Source organism: Mesorhizobium sp. C416B (assembly GCF_030323165.1).
In the GTDB taxonomy this organism is placed as follows: domain Bacteria; phylum Pseudomonadota; class Alphaproteobacteria; order Rhizobiales; family Rhizobiaceae; genus Mesorhizobium.
The window spans coordinates 1,074,086-1,090,941 of record NZ_CP100471.1; the positions used below are offsets into that span (position 1 = coordinate 1,074,086).

Sequence of the window (16,856 nt, forward strand, 5' to 3'; positions counted from 1 at the left end):
CCGGAGATCGGGTGCGGTTGCAATCGGCCGGCACGGCGACGGCTCCTGGCAGGAAATCTGCTCAGGACACAGTCGCATGGAACCATGGGTGCGGGTTGGGATTTAATCCATGTCGCTCAAAAATGGCCCCGATTTTGAGACAACGACATGCATAAAAACACAGACCTGAAGCGCGTCGCCTGCGTCCTTCAACCGCGATGCGCCTTAGCGTTCTCACGCAGGGATCCTTGCACACATGGAACGGTTCTACTTCGACTTGTACAACGCCGAGACCCAGATTGATGAAGAGGGGCAGCTTTTTCCCAGCCGGGAGCGTGCGGGAGCCGAAGCGCTGCGCATATTGCACGATGTGGCGCGCGACGAGATACCGGAGGGCGACCACCGGCGGATCACCGTCAAGATGCTGAACGAGAACAGGGAGCAGATATTCGAAGCGTCGCTGACCATGGCGTCGCTGTGGAGTTGAACTCGTCGACCCTGTCGAGGACTGTATGGAACCTCTTGCCCTCCCCTCTGTTTCCTAAGGAGGGGCCAGCGGCAGAAGCTGCACGGCTGATTGACTGGAGGCATCTATGTCCTTGCAAAAGCTTCATCCCGAGCAGGTCGACGACACACGCAGGCTTGCCTATTCGACCTTTGCCCCGGCGCTGATCGGTTCGCTCACCAAGCGTCTGGCGCGGTGTCAGGGCGTCAAGGAACTGGGCGCCCTGGAAAAGTCGCTCATCCGCCTGATCGAAGACTCTGATGTCGATGGGCCGCAAGCCGAGGCGATGAAAGAGTTCGCCATCGAGCTGGTGGTGTCGACGATATCGGAAGCCCGCGCTCACCCCGACACCAAGAGCGATGTCGAAGCCGTTGGCGAGCGCCGCGCCGAAGGCCGCTCCGAGAACCCGCAGACGCTCGAGGAGCAGTTGCAATCAGGCCTCGAAGACAGTTTTCCGGCCAGCGATCCGCCCGCCGTCCTCTCGACCGCCATTTCCGGCGGCTCGAAGGACCTTGTCGGCACCGACGAGGTGTTGCGCCGCAAGAAGGAGGCGGCGCAGCGAAAGCAGGAGAAGGCCGACGCCGGTTAGCCGGACAAGTCGCGCCAGCTCGGGCGATGAGAAGCCGTCAGCCGAAGCGCTTTTCCGGCGACTGTCCGCTGGCCGGTGACTGTTCGCCGGCCCGCGCGACGATCGCCTCTAGCGGCTCCGGCCGGTGAAGCAGAAAACCCTGGCCATAGGCCACGCCCATGCCGCGCAAAATGTCGAGCGCTTCCTGCTGTTCGATCTTTTCGGCCACCACCGCGCAGCCGAGACTTTTGGCGATGCCCGCTATGGCCGAGACGATCTCGCGGTCGAAACGGCTTTCCGCGATATTCTCGATGAACGAGCCGTCGATCTTGATCTGATCGACCGGAAAGCGCCGCAAATATTCGAACGAGCTCATGCCGGCGCCGAAATCGTCGAGGCTGACGCGGCATTGCCGCTCGCGCGCCTTGCGCACGAACTGCTCGGCGGCGTCGAAATTGGTGACGGCCGCGGTCTCGGTGATCTCGAAGCCGATGCCGGAATGCGGCGCCCCGGTCTCGGCGATGACGGCGTCGACGAAATCCCACAGCAGCGGATCGCTCAGCGTCTGCGCCGACAGATTGAAGCCGAGCATGATGGCGCCTGACCGCATCGCCTTGCCATGCTGCGAAAGCGCTGTCCTGATGATCCAGCGGTCCAGCCGCGAGGCAATGCCGAAGCGCTCGGCGACCGGAATGAATTCGTTGGGCGGGATCAGCTTGCCATTGCGCCCGGCAAGCCGCGCCAGCACCTCGACATGGCGGCTCTCCTGCCAGGGCTGGCCGAGCAGATGGATTTCCTGGCCGAACAGTTTCAGCCGCCCGTCATCCATGGCGTCGACAGTGTCGGCGGCGACACGCGCAGCGTTGAGGCCGCCGGAGCCCGACGCCGCATCGGCCGAAAACACCGCGAAGCGATTGCGCCCGGCCGCCTTGGCCGCATAGCAGGCGTCGTCGGCGCAGGCCAACGCATCGGCAACCGTGGTGGTGGTGTCCTCGACGAAGGCGATGCCGATGCTGGCCGCGAGTTTTCGCGAGGTCACCGGCAGTCCGAGGTCGGCGTCACGGACCGCCGCAAGGATGGCGCCGGCCAGCGCCTCGGCCTTGGCCGGTTGGCAATTGGGCACCAGCAGCGCGAACTCGTCGCCACCGAGGCGCGCGGCACGCGCCGATGCCGGCAGGCAGCCCAGAATACCGGCGGCCACACCCTTCAGCGCCAGGTCGCCGGCGGCGTGGCCGGCGAAGTCGTTGAGCGCCTTGAAGTAGTCGAGATCGACGTAAAACACCGCCAGCGGCAAAGCCCGCTCGGTGGCGATGTGCACGGCCAGCAGCCGGTCGAAGGCGGCACGGTTCAAGAGGCCCGTCAGCGCATCGTGGTGAGCGGCGTAGGCGAGTTCCCGCTCGCGTTTCTTGTCCTCGGTGATATCGCGCACGGTGCCGAGAATCTGGCCCGCTGTCTCAGGCGCCGCGATGAAGCGCACCAGCGATTCGACATGGCGGATTTCGCCGTCGCGCCTGACGATGCGGTATTGCGCGGCGACGACGCCGTCGGTCGAAAGCGGCGCCAGATGGGCGCGCTCTGCGGCATCCTTGTCGTCGGGGTGCAGATAGGAATGCCAGAGGTCGGCGGCCACCTCGTCGGTGTCGGCGACCAGGCCGAATATCTCCCTGGTGCGGGCGTCCCAATAGCTCTTGTTGGCGTCGATATCGTGATGCCAGATGCCGGTGCCGCTGGCCGCCAGCGCCAGGCGAAAGCGCACATTGACCCGCTCCAGTTCGGCTTCCGCCTCTTTCTGCCGGCTGACGTCAGTCTGCACGCCCATCAGCCTGACAGGCCTGCCCGTCTCGTCACGCTCGACAATGCCGCCGCGGTCCAGCACCCAGATCCAGTGACCGTCCTTGTGCTTGAGGCGCAGCTCGGTCTCGATCGAGGCGGTCAGGCCGGAAATGTGCCGCTCTCCGCTGGCCAGCGCCCGCTGGCGGTCGTCGGGATGCGTCAGCTTCAGCCAGAGGTCGTCGCTGTTGGCAAGCTCGCCATCCTCATAACCCAGCATGTGCGACCAGGTTGGCGAATAGAAACAGTCGCCGCTCAAAATATCCCAGTCCCATACGCCGAGATGAGCGCGTTCGAGCGCAAGCGCCCAGAATTCGCCGTTGCGTATTTTCTCTTCAGCCATGCCCTGGTTTCGCTCACTCCGTCGCCGCCACTATGCACGCAAGCAGAGAAGAAAGCGTTACCGGGTGCGCCGCGCCCACAGTGCGGACAAGGCCTGCAATCGTGCCGGACCATGCCGTAAGGCGTCATCATGCGATTGGGGCTCGTCATGCAATTGGCGCCCTGATTGGAACCGCCCTGCCCGGGCCTGGCTCGACGATCCTTATCGCGCGGCGGCGCGCATTGTCCTCAAGCAGGCCGCGCAGTTCCTCACGGCCGCGCGCGATGCGCGACATCAGCGTGCCGGCCGGCACGCCGAGCATCTCGGCGGCCTCGGCATAGGAGAAGCCCTCGATGGCGACCAAGGTCAGCGCGGCACGGCGGTCCGGGCTGATCGCCTGCAGCGCGTCGATGATCTCGCGCGCGGCGACGTTCTCCAGTTGGTCGGCGGGAGAGGCTTGCGCCTCGCCGGCCTCCAGCGGCAGTATCGACGCCTCGCCTCGCCGGTTCACCTTGCGCATCTGGTCGATGAACAGATGATGCATGATCGTGAACAGCCATTTTCGCGGGCTCTCTCCCGTCTGCCAGTTGTCCAGCCGCAGCAGCGCCCGCACCAGGCAGTCCTGGACGAGATCGTCGGCGGAATCGCGGTCGCGCAGCAGCGAGCGCGCATAGCGGCGCAGGCGCGGGATTTCGTCGAGAATGGCTCTCTGCTTTTCGTCCATGACATTTTGTCTTTGTTTCGGCATGCCGTTGCCGCAAAACCGCTGCGCCCCCGGGTGAGGACAGCTTTGGCTGATCTGAAAAATTCCTCTGTTCATGCCTGTCGTCGGCTCCAAAAACGCTGGGCACTTTTGGGCGACAGGCATGACGCGCTAGCGCGGCGTGGCGTCGATGGCGACCCGGTCGGGATAGAAGGCGCCGTGGGCGCGAATCTCGGCCATCTCGTCGAAGGGCTGCTCATAGGCCCACATCGCGTCGTTACCGGTTTCGCCCGCCGGCAGCACGTTCCAGTAGCTGGAGTCGCCCTTGTAGGGGCACAGCGTCGACCGCTCCGTCTTCCTGAGCTTGCGGAAGTCGATGTCCTCGAACGGGATGTAGAAGGAGAAGGGATGGGGCGGCTCGGTCACCATTTTGGCTTTTGCCGAGGAAGCGATGATGGTGCCGTTTGCAAACACGACGACACGCCCGTTGAAGGGCTCGACGGTGATCACCTTGCCCGGATTGCGCCTGAAGCCGGGTGACGGGTTCGCATGCTGATCCATGACTGCTCTCCTTGTCCGCTGGTGGCTCGATGCCGGTCGACGGCGTCAGCTCTCACTGGCCACTGATGGGCCGGCGACAGCGGTCACACGCGACAGCTTCTGGCGCTTTTCGAGCTGTGGCTTTTCATAGGTCTTCTTCATCGTTCTTCCTTTTCTGACGTCTGGCAGCCGGTCCGCGCGGCTGCCGGCCGTGGATCATGGCTCCAAGGGACAACAGGCGCATCTCCCGTCTGGCCGATGCGCCGCCGAAGGAAATCCGGGCCAGCGTGGCAAGAACGATTCGCATGTGTTTCGCCGCGATCCGACGGCGGTGGATTTATCTCAGCCGGGACGGCCATGCTTGGGCCGGGCGGAACACGGTTTTGGCGAATGCGGCCCTGTCAGCACGACCGCAAGGCTTGGACAGGCGCGAACAGCTACCGGCGCGGCTATGGCGATGGCCGCTTGGCGCCGGTGCACGCCGCGAAATATCGATAATAAAGGACGACAGGTGAGACTCTACAAAATCAAGATGATTTGCCAGATATTTTCGCCTTTTCGGCACGAGAAGCAAAATAAATTTTCGACAGACGAACTTTCATTTCGGAAAAATGTCCATTTCATCTCTGTTAACCAAATATTAACCAAAATTATCCGATACATACCGAAGTTATTCGCTGTCGTAATCCGAATCTAAGTTGTAATAATCATTGCACAGTTCGCTTCTGACATTACTGTATCGTTGATGTCTTGCGAAGCATGCAACGGAGGAGCTGTAGGAGTGAAATCCGGGTCAAGACTGTGTTGCGAGGAACGGTCTGCCCGACGGAGGAAACACGCATGAGATTGCTGAAATATGCGCTGCTGGCGGGAGCGTCGCTGCTTCCCATCCTGCCCGCGATCGCCGCGACCGCGACGGGCAGCATGAATGTCCGCATCACGATTACCGACGAATGCAAGGTGCAGACGGCGAGCGATCTCGATTTCGGCTCGCACGGTGTCATTGATGCGAATGTCGACCAGACCAGCACCATCAACGTGCAATGCACGACCGGCAAGTCCTACAATGTTGGTCTGAGCGCCGGAGCGGGCGCGGGCGCAACTGTTGCTGTTCGCAAGATGACCGGGCCGGCGTCGGCGACGATCGACTACACCATCTACAGGGAAAGCACCCGGACGCAGCTTTGGGGCACCACGATCCCCACCGACACGGTCGGCGGAACCGGCAACGGCGCCATTCAGCCGCTGACGGTCTACGGGCGTGTTCCACCGCAGACGACACCGGCGGCGGGCCTCTACACCGACACCGTTGCGATCACCATAACGTACTGACAATCGATACCAACACGAGGACGATCATGCGATCCATGCTTTCATGCATCGGAGCCACGGCTGTTCTGTTGCTGTGCGCCGGTCTCTCACAAGCCGCTTCGCTCAGGGTGGCGCCGACAGGTCTCGAGCTGATCTCGCCCGACGCCTCGGCGGTTCTCAACCTCAGCAACGATGACCCCAAGCGGCCGATCAATGTGCAGATACGCGTCTTCGCCTGGAGCCAGGCTGGCGGGATCGAGCAGCTGACGCCGACTACGGACGTCGTCGCCAGCCCGCCATCGACCAAACTCGGACCCAATGCCCAATACGTGGTTCGCGTCGTGCGCGTCAGCAAGGCGCCGGTGCGGGCCGAGGAAAGCTACCGCGTCATCGTCGACGAGTTACCCGACCCGTCGCGCAAGAAGGCCGGTACGGTCGCGCTCGCGCTGCGCTATTCGGTCCCGGTGTTTTTCCGCGACGCCGATGCCGCCGCGCCGGCAGTCGCCTGGAGTGTTTCGCGCAAGGGCGGCAGTCTTGTGCTGACAGCCAGCAATACCGGTGAAAGTCGTCTCCGCTTGTCCAATCTATCCCTGACCCAGAACGGCAAAAAGCTCGGCAACCGAAACGGGCTCGTCGGTTATGTGCTGGGCGGCGCGACCATGCAGTGGCCGATCGGCAGCGGCAAATCACTGTCCGCGGGCTCCGTGCTTTTGAAGGCACAGAGCGATCTTGGACCCTTCGATGCCAACGTTGCCGTCAAGGGCAAGTAGCGTCGCTGTCATCGTCGCGGTTGCGACTTTCACACCTTGCTTGGCGGTGCGTTCGCAGGAATTTCCGGCCGTGACGAACCTCGAACAGCCGGCTTCCGTTTTGCCAGCGGGCCGCAGCCTCTATCTCGAGGTGTTCATCAACGACGTTTCGACCAAGCTGGTCGGCAATTTTATCGAGATGCCGGATGGTGGGCTGGCGGCGGCGCCCCAAGAGCTGAAGGAGGTCGGCCTGAAACCGCCGGAGGACATAGCCGACGCCGGCGGCCTGGTCAGGCTCGACCAGTTGGCCGACGTTTCGTTTCGGATCGATGAGGTAGCCCAGCGCCTCTACGTCACCGCCGCCAATGACAGCCGCGAGGCGCGCATGGTGGATCTCGGCTTGCGCTTGCAGGACCGGCCGGCGCCGCAATCGGGCTTGGGCGCGGTTCTCAACTATTCGCTGTTTGCCAGCTCCAACACATTGTTCGACAAGGACGTCGAGCTGTTCCAAGGCGTTTCCGGCGGCTTCGATGCGCGCGTGTTCAGCCCCTATGGAACGCTCAGCCAATCCTTCATCGCCGGCTATTCCGACGGCAGGCTGGGCGGCTTCACGCGGCTCAACACGACATGGAGCTATTCCGACCCCGACCGGCTGATGACCTACCGCGCCGGCGACTTCATCTCCGGTGGATTGTCGTGGACGCGTCCGGTCTATCTCGGCGGCATCCAGGCGCAACGCAACTTCCACCTGCGATCGGACCTGGTGACGCTGCCGCTGCCCTCCTTCGGCGGCACGGCGGCGGTGCCGTCGACGCTCGAGGTCTATACGCAGAACGTGCGCACCTATTCCGGCGACATCCAGCCCGGGCCGTTCCAGGTCACCAATCTGCCGGTGTTCACGGGCGCCGGACAGGCGCAGGTGGTGCTGCGCGACAGCCTCGGCCGCGAGACCACGGCCACCTTGCCGTTCTATGCCTCCAGCATGCTGCTGCGCCAGGGACTGCTCGACTTTTCCGTCGAGGCAGGGATGGCGCGGCGCAATTTCGGCATCTCCTCCGACGATTATGACGGCCGCGTCATAGGGGTCGCCAGCGCGCGTTACGGCGTGACCGACCGGCTGACATTGGAAGCCCATGCCGAGGGCGGCGCCGATCTGATCAATGGCGGCATAGGTGCTGCCTTCCCGCTCGGGGCATATGGCGCGGCTTCGCTGGCGGTCGCCGGCAGCCATCATGACCGGCGCACCGGCTCGCTGGTCGATGCCAGTGTCGAATTCGGCTATGACGGCTGGGCGATCAACGCCCACATGCAGCGGGCCTTTGGCGGCTATGAAGACATCGCCTCGATGACGGCGGAGCCGGTTCTCGACCCCGACGACTTCACCCGTTTCAGCGCCGGCGTGCCGCGCGCGGTCGACCAGGTGACGCTCAGCGTGCCGATGCCGATCGATTTCTCCAGCTTCAACCTGTCCTATACGCATTTGAAGAGCGCCGAGGGCGAAAACAGCCAGATCGTCGGCCTGTCCTACAGCCAGGCGATCTTCAAGCGCAGCACGCTCTATGCCACCGCCTTCGCCGATCTCGACGACGACAGCAGCTATGGCGTGTTCGCCGGGATTTCGATCCCGTTCAACGACGACATCTCGGCGTCGACAGGCGTCGAGCAAGGCCCTGACGGCCTCAATGTCACTGCCGACCTCGCCAAATCGGAGCGGGCCGAGGACGGCAGCATCGGCTGGCGGCTGCGCACCTCGGAGGGCGAGGTCCCCAATCGTTCGGCAGCTGTCAGCTACCGCGCGCCGTTTGCGCGTTTCGAGGCCGGCGCCCAGCAATTCGACAAGGACTTTCGCGTGACCGGCCAGATGGACGGCGCCATTGCGGTCGCAGGCGGCGGGGTGTTCGCCACCAACCGCATCGACGATGCCTTTGCCGTCGTCGATGTCGGCACGCCTGATGTCGAGGTCTTGCATCAGAACCGGCCTGTAGGCAGGACCGACAGCAAAGGCCGCATCCTGGTCACCGGGCTCAACTCCTATGAGCTGAACACGGTCTCCATCGACCCGAAGAATCTACCAGTCGACGCGGATGTCCCTGCTACCAAGGAGACCGTCGTCCCAGCCGACCGCAACGGCGTCGTGCTGAAGTTCGGCGTGTCCGAGGCGGCGCAGGCCGCGCTGGTGACGCTGGTCGACTCGAGCGGAACGCCGCTCGAAGCCGGACTGTCGGGACGCGTCGATGGCGGCACTGAAGACTTTGTCGTCGGCTATGACGGGCAGGCCTACATCAAGGGCCTCGGCAAGCAGAATTCAGTGCAGGTCGAGCGCGCTGACGGCGGTTCATGCCGGGCAGAGTTTCCCTTCGAGGCGGCGCGCGGCCGACAAGTGGTGATCGGGAACGTGGTGTGCCAATGATAGCTGGAGGAAAAATGCTGCGCGCCGTAATCATCGCCCTGCTGCTGGTGCTGCTCCCGTCGCTCGCCCGGGCGCAGAGCTGCAGTTACACCGTCACCAGTTTGAATTTCGGCCTCATCGACACGCTGTCGGGCACCGCGGCGACATCGACAGCCACCTTCACCGCGACTTGCAGCGGCAGTTTGCCATTGCTGCTGCCCGTCCTGGTCTGTCCGCATATTGCCGCCGGCACCGGCGGTGCAACCTCGGCGGCGGCCCGGCAGATGGCGAGCGGCGTCAACAGCCTCAACTATCAACTCTATTCGGACCCCGCAATGAGCGTTGTCTGGGGCACCTATAACTGGGCCTATGCCTCGCGCCCGCCACCGCTGCTGCTGAGCCCCAATCTCTTCGGCAACTCAATCGACACCCTGACGCTCTATGGCCGGGTTCCCGGCGGCCAGGCGACCGTTCCGCCGGGCACTTATCTGTCGACATTTTCGGGCGGGCAACTCGAGTTCCGCTCCCGGACAACCCTGTTGAGCAGCAGCTGCAACACCGGCGCGGGCAACTTGGGCACCAGTCCGACCTTCACCATCAACGCCACGGTCGCGGCAAACTGCCTGGTCGCCACCCAGAACATCGATTTCGGCTCCAAGGGCGTGCTCGACGCCAATGCCGATGCCACCGGCCAGGTTACGGTCACCTGCACCCCGTCGACCGCGTACACGGTTTCCCTCAATGGCGGCACGACAGGGGGCACACCGACCAATCGCAAGATGTCGAAGGGCGCCGAGAGGATCACCTACGGCCTCTACAAGGATCTGGCGCGCTCGCAGCCTTGGGGTGACGCCGGAACGCCGGGAAGCACGGTGGCCGGCACCGGAACCGGTACGGCCCAGGCGCTCACCGTCTATGGCCGCGTGCCGCCGCAGACGACGCCCTCGGCCGGCGTCTACACCGACACGGTGGTGGTGACCATCACCTATTGATCGCGGCCCGCCTCGCCGTTGGCCGGCGCCAGCCAGCGCGCGTAAATCTCGCCGACGATGCCGCGGCGAAAGACCAGCACGCAGATCATGAAGATCAGGCCGGTGGCGATGGTCACCGGGAAGCCTGAGGTGGCGAGCGTGTTTTCCAGGCCGACGACGAGGCCGGCGCCGACGACAGGACCGACCATGGTGCCGATGCCGCCGAGCAGCGTCATCAGGATCACCTCGCCCGACATCTGCCAGGTGACGTCGGTCAGCGTCGCGAACTGGAAGACGATCGCCTTGGTCGCGCCGGCAAGCCCGGCAAGGGCTGCCGACATGACGAAGGCGGCGAGCTTGTAGCGGCCGACCGAATAGCCCAGCGAGATGGCGCGGTTCTCGTTCTCGCGGATCGAACGCAGGATCATGCCGAACGGCGAGTTGACGATGCGCCAGACGGCGAAGACGCCGATGAGGAAGACGGCAAGCACGACGAAATACATGTTGAACGTGACGTTGAGATCGACGATGCCGAACAGATGCCCGCGCGGCACGCCCTGTATGCCGTCCTCGCCTTCGGTGAACGGCGCCTGGACGCAGAAGAAATAAAACATCTGCGCCAGCGCCAGCGTGATCATCGAGAAATAGATGCCTTGCCGGCGGATGGCGAGGAAGCCCATGACCAGGCCGAGCACGGCCGCTCCGGCGGTGCCGAGCAGGATGCCGGCCTCGGGCGGCCAGCCCCATGCCTTGACGGCGTAGGCGCAGAAATAGGCGGCGGCGCCGTAGAAGGTGGCGTGGCCGAACGACAACAGCCCGGTGTAGCCGAGCAGCAGGTTGAAGGCGCAGGCAAACAGCGCGAAGCACAGCATCTTCATCAGGAAGATCGGATAGACGAAGAAGGGCGCGGCTATCAGCGCCAGTATGGCCAATGCCAGCAATACCCGCTCCAGCCGCACGGAGGCGGCGGTGCGATGTTGGTGAAGGGTTGCCTCGCTCATCTCAGGCGTCCCTTCCGAACAGGCCGGCGGGGCGCAGGAGCAGCACGACCGCCATGATGACGAAGACGACGAGGTTCGACGCCTCGGGATAGAACACCTTGGTCAGGCCCTCGGCGAGGCCAAGCATATAGCCGGTGACGATGGCCCCGAGGATCGAACCCATGCCGCCGACCACGACGACGGCAAAGACGACGATGATGATATCGGAGCCCATCAGCGGACTGACCTGGTAGACGGGCGCGGCGAGAATACCGGCAAGGCCGGCGAGCGCCGCGCCGAGCCCATAGGTGAGCGTCAGAAGCAGCGGCACGTTGACGCCGAAGGCCTGCACCAGCTCGGGATTTTCGGTCGCGGCGCGCAGATAGGAGCCGAGCCTGGTCTTTTCGATCAGGAGCCAGGTGCCGATGCAGATAATGAGCGAGGCCACCACCACCCAGCCGCGATAGTTGGGCAGGAACATGAAGCCGAGATTGGTGCCGCCGGCAAGCTGCGCCGGAACGGCATAAGGGTTGCCCGACACGCCGTAGTAGAAACGGAACACGCCTTCGATGACCAGCGCCAGTCCGAAGGTGAACAGCAGCCCGTAGAGCGGATCCAGGCGGTAGAGCCGCGACAGCGCCACGCGCTCGACCGCCATGCCGAAGACGCCGACGATGAGCGGAACCAGGAGCAGCGCCGGCCAGTAGCCGATGCCGAGATGGACGAGCAGCAGGTAACCGATGAAGGCGCCGAGCATATAGAGTGCGCCATGGGCGAAATTGATGATCCGCAGCAGGCCGAAGATGACGGCCAGGCCGAGGCTCAGCATGGCGTAGAAGGAGCCGTTGATCAGCCCGACCAGCATCTGGCCGAGCAAGGCCTGGACGGGGATGCCGAAGATCATGGTCATGGCGTCACCGAGGGTGTTGCAAGCGGGATGCGTCTGTGCGGCACGTACCCCCACCCGGACCTTCGGTCCGACCTCCCCACAAGGGGGAGGTAGGGCGGTGGCCCTCCACCCTCCCCCTTGTGGGGAGGGTCGCTGCGCAGCAGCGGGGTGGGGGTACTGCCGTGGGCTGTCGTCATCATACCCCCAATACCTCGTGCAGCTGTTGCGTGTGAGCGGCAAGCTCGCTTACGGCAAAACCCTCCACCACCTTGCCGTGCTCCATCAGGTAGAAGCGGTCGGCCATGCGGGCGGCGAAGCGGAAATTCTGCTCGACGAGCAGGATGGTCATGCCGCGCTTTTTCAAGGTCGCCAGCAGTTCGCCGATGCGCTGGACGATGACCGGCGCCAGGCCCTCGGTCGGCTCGTCGAGCAGCAGCATCTGCACGCCCGTCCGCAGGATGCGGGCGATGGCCAGCATCTGCTGTTCGCCGCCGGAGAGTTTGGTGCCGGGGCTGTTGCGGCGCTCCTTGAGGTTGGGAAAGAGATCGAAGATTTCCTCGACGCTCATGCCGCCCTTGGCCACCACCGGCGGCAGGATCAGGTTTTCGTCGACGGTGAGCGTGGCGAAGATGCCGCGTTCCTCCGGCACGAAGCCGATGCCGCGATGGGCAACACGATGCAGCGGCAGGCGCATCAGGCCGCTGCCGTCGAAGGCGACGCTGCCGCTGCGCTTGCGGACCAGCCCCATAATGGCGCGCAGCGTTGTGGTCTTGCCGACACCGTTGCGGCCGAGCAGCGTCACGGTCTCACCGCGAAAAACGTCGAGGTTGACGCCATGCAGCGCATGGCCCTCGCCATACCAGGCGTGGAGATCGCGCACGGCAAGCATCGGCTCACTCATGCTCGGTTCCCCTGCTCGGTCCCCATGTAGGCGACCCTGACGCGCTCATCGTTGCTCACCGTTGCGTAGTCGCCGGCGGCGAGCACCTGGCCGCGCTGCATGACGGTGATCCAGTCGCAAAGGTCGGCGACGACGGTGAGATTGTGCTCGACCATCAGCACGGCGCGGTCCGTTGCCAGCGAGCGGATGATGCCGGAAATGAGGCCGACATCCTCGTGCCCCATGCCGGCCATCGGCTCGTCGAGCAGCAGCACTTTCGGGTCGAGCGCCAGCGTGGTGGCGATCTCGAGCACGCGCTTTCGGCCATAGGAGAGATCGCCGGCCGGACGATGCGCGACATCGTCGAGACCGACGACGGCAAGCAGTTCGCGCGCCCGTGGAGTCAGTTGGTCAAGCGCGGCCAGCGAGCGCCAGAACTGGAAGCCGAGCCCGCTCGGCCGCTGCAAGGCGACGCGGACATTGTCGAGCACGCTCAGATGCGGAAAGATCGCCGATATCTGGAACGAGCGGACGAGACCCATGCGCGCCACCCTGGCCGGCGCGGTGCGGGTGATGTCGTTGCCCAACAGTTCGATCCTGCCGCTGCTCGGCTGCAGGAACTTGGTCAAGAGGTTGAAGATTGTCGTCTTGCCGGCGCCGTTCGGCCCGATCAGCGCATGGATCTGGCCGTGATGGACGTCGAGGTCGACATTGTTGACGGCGACGAAACCGGCAAAGTCGCGCCGCAGGCCGCGGGCGGAGAGCACCACCCGCGGCTTGATTTCGGCACCGTCCGGCTGGACGGCCACGGCTTGCGCCAGTGTCACTTGGTGACGAGCGGGCAGCCGCTGTCTTCAGCCTTGATGAAGGCCTTGTCGCCCGGAATGGTCGCAAGGTAGGTGTAGTAATCCCAGTCCTTCTTCGACTCCTCGGGCTTCTTGACCTGGTAGAGATACATGTCGTGCACCATCGAGCCGTCGGCCTGTACCTTGCCGTTGGCGTTGATGATGTGGTCGACGGGCATTTCATGGAGTTGCTTGGCGACCGCCTCGGTCTCGTCGGTGCCGGCCTTGTCGATGGCCTTGAGATATTGCAGCACCGCCGAATAGGTGCCGGCCTGGATCATGTTGGGCATGCGGTTGGTGCGCTTGAAGAAGCGCCCGGCGAAGTCGCGGCTCTTGTCGTCGCGGTCCCAGTAAAACCCTTCGGTGAGCACCACGCCCTGCGCCGCCTGCAGTCCGAGGCCGTGCACCTCGGCAAGCGTGAACAGAAGTGCTGCCAGCCGCTGGCCGCCGGCGACGATGCCGAACTCGGCCGCCTGCTTGATGGTATTGGAGGTGTCGAGGCCGGCATTGGCAAGGCCGATAACCTTGGCGCCGGAGGACTGCGCCTGCAGCAGGAAGGAGGAATAATCCGTCGATCCCAAGGGGTAACGCACCTCGCCCAGCACTTTGCCGCCGCTTGCCTCAACAACCTTTGTGGTCTGCTCCTTCAGCGAATAGCCGAAGGCATAGTCGACGGTGATGAAATACCAGCTGTCGCCGCCCTGCTGCACCAGCGCGCCGCCGGTGCCGACCGCCTGCGAGTGGGTATCGTAAGCCCAGTGGAAACCGTAGGGCGAGCATTGCTTGCCGGTCAGGTCGGCCGATGCCGCTCCGGTAACGATGTCGATCTTCTTCTTTTCCTTGGACAACCCCTGGACGGCGAGCGCCACCGAGGATGTCGTCAGTTCCATGATCGCGTCGACCTGCTCGGTGTCGTACCACTGGCGCGCAATGTTGGAGGCAATGTCGGGCTTGTTCTGGTGATCGGCGTTGACGATCTCGATTGGCGCGCCCTGCACCTTGCCGCCAAAATCCTCGACCGCCATCCTGGCGGCCTCGACCGACCATTTGCCGCCGAAATCGGCATAGACGCCCGACTGGTCGTTGAGGATGCCGATCTTGACCTTGCCGTCGGAAATTTCGCCGGCCGCCGCCGGCATCGCAGTCGACGCAAGCAGCGCGGCTGAGACGAGATAGGATGCTTTCACAGGTGGTTCCTCCCTTGTGGCCGACGCTGGAAAACGCGGCGGCCTTGCAATGGTTCAACAGCTCCGTCCGGTTCTCGCTGAAATCCGGGCCAGCGCCCGCCACTTCTCCTCTTGGCAACCCCTCCGCCCTGGGTGCGCCGGGAACCGTATCATCACATTTCGCGAGGCGAGAATGCTATTTTCGTAGCATGGCGTGCTAGCGCGGCCGCTACCAGTCGGGCTCAATTGGAGAGTCTTCGGAAAAGCCGCTCGGGCCAGGCAGCGAGAGCGTTGCGGCCGCAGCGTCCAGCAGTGCCCCCGGAAGCCGTTTGAGATGCTCGCTGTCCAGCGGAAGCGCAAGATAGCCCGTGGCAATGCGTGCAGCCGCTTCCGCCTGTTCACGATCTCTCATTGCCTTGACCGCAGACCGATCAGGCAGCGTGGCCAGCCAAGCCTTGTGCAGAGCGAACATTCGAGGGTCGACCGTCGGCATGCTTACGGGATAGCCACGCTCATCGATCGCCACAGCCTCCACCTTCGGGGCGTTGATGAGCCATTGCAGCCCCTCCATGGGTGCGCTGTCGAGGTCATCGACAAGCTGTGTAATCGAGGTAGTGGCGTTGTTCTTGAGGACATGTCTTGCCTGCGGACGGATCACGTCGACCAGATAGCCATCACGGTTCGCTGCCCTGAAGGCCCGGGGCTGGAGCGGCTTGAAGGACCTGTCCACTTTACGCAACACGCCTATCAGGCCGGACTGGCTTACCCTCTCGCCGGTCACGAAGCTGATGCGGCGTCGGGAATCGAAGAGCAGGTCAATGTCGCCGGTTGCCGTGAGACCGCTGGTGATCTGGACGCCCGCCAGAGCCTCGTAAGCGAACAGCGCATTCGTGCCGACGACCAGCAACTGCTTGCCCAGCAGGTCTGTTTCGGCGCACCGCCGCAATATCCGTGCGGCGATGGCCGGTACCCTGCCCAACCCCATTGCCACATTGACTTTCGCCAGGCCGTTCAGGCGATCGGCCAGACCTGCCAGCAGATCCTTGTTCTGCACCCTGCCCTCGGAAAACGCAGCGAACGCCTTCTCCGTCTGGCTGCTTTTCGGCCCGAGTGAATTCTCGACCTGCCGGACCTTCCGCAGCAGGTATTCAGCACCGCTGCGCTCAACCCAGCGCATGCTGCCTGCAAAGCGCCTTTGGCGCTGGTCATCAGCATGCTGCCAGGCCTCGTAGACCTGTTGCGTATCTATGAGTTGGCGCCGCTGTTCGCCGGTCAACTCTCTCAGCATCGTTTTCCACTCTCAAGCCAGGATCAAGTTAACATAGTGGAAAACTCTTAATTAACAATATGTTGTTACTTTTTTCCACTATCGCAGCTATCACCCGCATGACGAGTGGAAAATACCGTAAAAACAATATGTTATGTCCGGGCAAGCGAGGCCAGAACCTCACAAGCGGGTTTTTAGCTGCGCGCATCATGGCAGCCGCTTGCCGTCGCCTCACCGCTTCTGCGGATAGATCGTCTCGCCGCGCTTCAGCATCGCGACGAAAGCCTCGATCTTCTTCTTGCGCCCCGCCTCCGTCTTCATGTTGTGAGTGCGGAAGGCGAGCGCGAAGCGGTTTTGGGCGGAAAGCTTCGCCAGCATCTCTTTCGCCTTTGGCTCGGCATCGATGGCGGCCTGCAGATCGGCGGGGATTTCCATGGCTGAGCCATAGGCACGGTCCCAGCGGCCGTCGGCCTTGGCCGCCTCGACCTGTTTCAGCCCGTGTTCGGTCATGCTGCCCTCCTCGACCAGGCGGGCAACATTGTCGATGTTGATCTTGCTCCAGATGCTCTTCTTGCCGCGAGGCGTGTAGCGCTGCAGAAAGCTCTTGTCGTCGAGCCCTTTGCGTACCGCGTCGATCCAGCCGAAGCACAGCGCCACGTCGATGGCCTGCTTCGGCGTGATCGAGGCGAGGCCCGAGCCGACCTTGTGGACCTTGATCCAGACCTCGCTCTCGCCGGCGTGGTTCTCCCGCAGCCAGGCGTAGAAGCTTTCAGAATCGGGAAATTCGCGAACCTTGTCCGGATCGACTTTGATCGGCGCCATCATCACCTCGTTTATGCGGGCTGTATCGGTTATCGATGCCGGTTTCCGTCGGCAGCGTCGATAATCCTAACTTATTCCGAGCCCGCTTGCGCCCCAGCCGACGGCCGTGGCAGTTTCCCGGCTGGTCGAGCCGGGCAAGG

The 16,856-nt window shown here is 63.6% G+C and carries 16 protein-coding genes; 6 read left to right on the forward strand and 10 right to left on the reverse strand.

What is annotated here, in order from left to right; all coding sequences use genetic code 11:
* Positions 1 to 235: 235 nt before the first annotated feature.
* Positions 236 to 466, forward strand: coding sequence for a DUF6894 family protein (locus NLY43_RS05495; protein ID WP_023671435.1), 231 nt, complete (start codon positions 236 to 238; stop codon positions 464 to 466).
* A 106-nt stretch (positions 467 to 572) separates the two neighbouring features.
* A complete protein-coding gene (locus NLY43_RS05500; protein WP_023671434.1) occupies positions 573 to 1,073 on the forward strand; it encodes a hypothetical protein in 501 nt (166 codons plus the stop codon).
* Between the two features lie 37 nt (positions 1,074 to 1,110).
* Here NLY43_RS05500 and NLY43_RS05505 read toward each other — a convergent pair whose 3' ends face one another.
* The 3 genes from NLY43_RS05505 to NLY43_RS05515 all read right to left on the reverse strand — a co-directional run bounded on the left by NLY43_RS05505 (position 1,111) and on the right by NLY43_RS05515 (position 4,468).
* On the reverse strand, positions 1,111 to 3,225 hold the full coding sequence (locus NLY43_RS05505; RefSeq protein WP_023712562.1) for an EAL domain-containing protein: 2,115 nt from the start codon (positions 3,223 to 3,225) through the stop codon (positions 1,111 to 1,113).
* Positions 3,226 to 3,370: 145 nt separating this feature from the next.
* Positions 3,371 to 3,928, reverse strand: a complete 558-nt coding sequence (locus NLY43_RS05510; protein WP_023712561.1) for an RNA polymerase sigma factor — start codon at positions 3,926 to 3,928, stop codon at positions 3,371 to 3,373.
* 150 nt (positions 3,929 to 4,078) lie between these two features.
* Entirely contained in the window at positions 4,079 to 4,468 is a 390-nt protein-coding gene (locus tag NLY43_RS05515; RefSeq protein ID WP_023697761.1) for a DUF427 domain-containing protein, read from the reverse strand.
* Between the two features lie 819 nt (positions 4,469 to 5,287).
* Between NLY43_RS05515 and NLY43_RS05520 the strand changes: the two genes are divergently transcribed.
* Genes NLY43_RS05520 through NLY43_RS05535 form a run of 4 tightly spaced genes read left to right on the forward strand, consistent with a single transcriptional unit; the run spans position 5,288 to position 9,888 of the window.
* Positions 5,288 to 5,779 (forward strand): Csu type fimbrial protein, encoded by a 492-nt coding sequence (locus NLY43_RS05520; protein WP_023685937.1) that lies wholly within the window; start codon positions 5,288 to 5,290, stop codon positions 5,777 to 5,779.
* Between the two features lie 26 nt (positions 5,780 to 5,805).
* Positions 5,806 to 6,528 (forward strand): fimbrial biogenesis chaperone, encoded by a 723-nt coding sequence (locus tag NLY43_RS05525; RefSeq protein ID WP_023730420.1) that lies wholly within the window; start codon positions 5,806 to 5,808, stop codon positions 6,526 to 6,528.
* A complete protein-coding gene (locus NLY43_RS05530; RefSeq protein WP_023756419.1) occupies positions 6,500 to 8,917 on the forward strand; it encodes a fimbria/pilus outer membrane usher protein in 2,418 nt (805 codons plus the stop codon). The genes NLY43_RS05525 and NLY43_RS05530 overlap by 29 nt, the downstream gene beginning before the upstream one ends.
* Before the next feature lie 14 nt (positions 8,918 to 8,931).
* Positions 8,932 to 9,888 (forward strand): Csu type fimbrial protein, encoded by a 957-nt coding sequence (locus NLY43_RS05535; RefSeq protein ID WP_023712558.1) that lies wholly within the window; start codon positions 8,932 to 8,934, stop codon positions 9,886 to 9,888.
* Here NLY43_RS05535 and NLY43_RS05540 read toward each other — a convergent pair.
* The 7 genes from NLY43_RS05540 to NLY43_RS05570 all read right to left on the reverse strand — a co-directional run bounded on the left by NLY43_RS05540 (position 9,882) and on the right by NLY43_RS05570 (position 16,716).
* Positions 9,882 to 10,868, reverse strand: a complete 987-nt coding sequence (locus NLY43_RS05540; protein ID WP_023712557.1) for a branched-chain amino acid ABC transporter permease — start codon at positions 10,866 to 10,868, stop codon at positions 9,882 to 9,884. The two genes, NLY43_RS05535 and NLY43_RS05540, sit on opposite strands and share 7 nt — an antisense overlap.
* A 1-nt stretch (position 10,869) precedes the next feature.
* Positions 10,870 to 11,757: a branched-chain amino acid ABC transporter permease gene (locus NLY43_RS05545; protein WP_023671423.1), complete on the reverse strand. Its 888-nt coding sequence runs from the start codon at positions 11,755 to 11,757 to the stop codon at positions 10,870 to 10,872.
* 175 nt (positions 11,758 to 11,932) lie between these two features.
* The gene (locus NLY43_RS05550; RefSeq protein ID WP_023712556.1) at positions 11,933 to 12,637 is read right to left on the reverse strand and encodes an ABC transporter ATP-binding protein; all 705 of its coding nucleotides are present in this window, start codon (positions 12,635 to 12,637) and stop codon (positions 11,933 to 11,935) included.
* The gene (locus NLY43_RS05555; protein WP_027049713.1) at positions 12,634 to 13,425 is read right to left on the reverse strand and encodes an ABC transporter ATP-binding protein; all 792 of its coding nucleotides are present in this window, start codon (positions 13,423 to 13,425) and stop codon (positions 12,634 to 12,636) included. Before NLY43_RS05555 ends, NLY43_RS05550 begins: the two co-directional genes overlap by 4 nt.
* Positions 13,426 to 13,439: 14 nt before the next feature.
* Complete coding sequence (locus NLY43_RS05560; RefSeq protein WP_023712554.1) at positions 13,440 to 14,648, reverse strand: ABC transporter substrate-binding protein; 1,209 nt, start codon at positions 14,646 to 14,648, stop codon at positions 13,440 to 13,442.
* Between the two features lie 208 nt (positions 14,649 to 14,856).
* Positions 14,857 to 15,903, reverse strand: coding sequence for a GSU2403 family nucleotidyltransferase fold protein (locus NLY43_RS05565; protein WP_023712553.1), 1,047 nt, complete (start codon positions 15,901 to 15,903; stop codon positions 14,857 to 14,859).
* 222 nt (positions 15,904 to 16,125) lie between these two features.
* Positions 16,126 to 16,716 (reverse strand): YdeI/OmpD-associated family protein, encoded by a 591-nt coding sequence (locus NLY43_RS05570; protein WP_023715163.1) that lies wholly within the window; start codon positions 16,714 to 16,716, stop codon positions 16,126 to 16,128.
* Between the last annotated feature and the right edge of the window lie 140 nt (positions 16,717 to 16,856).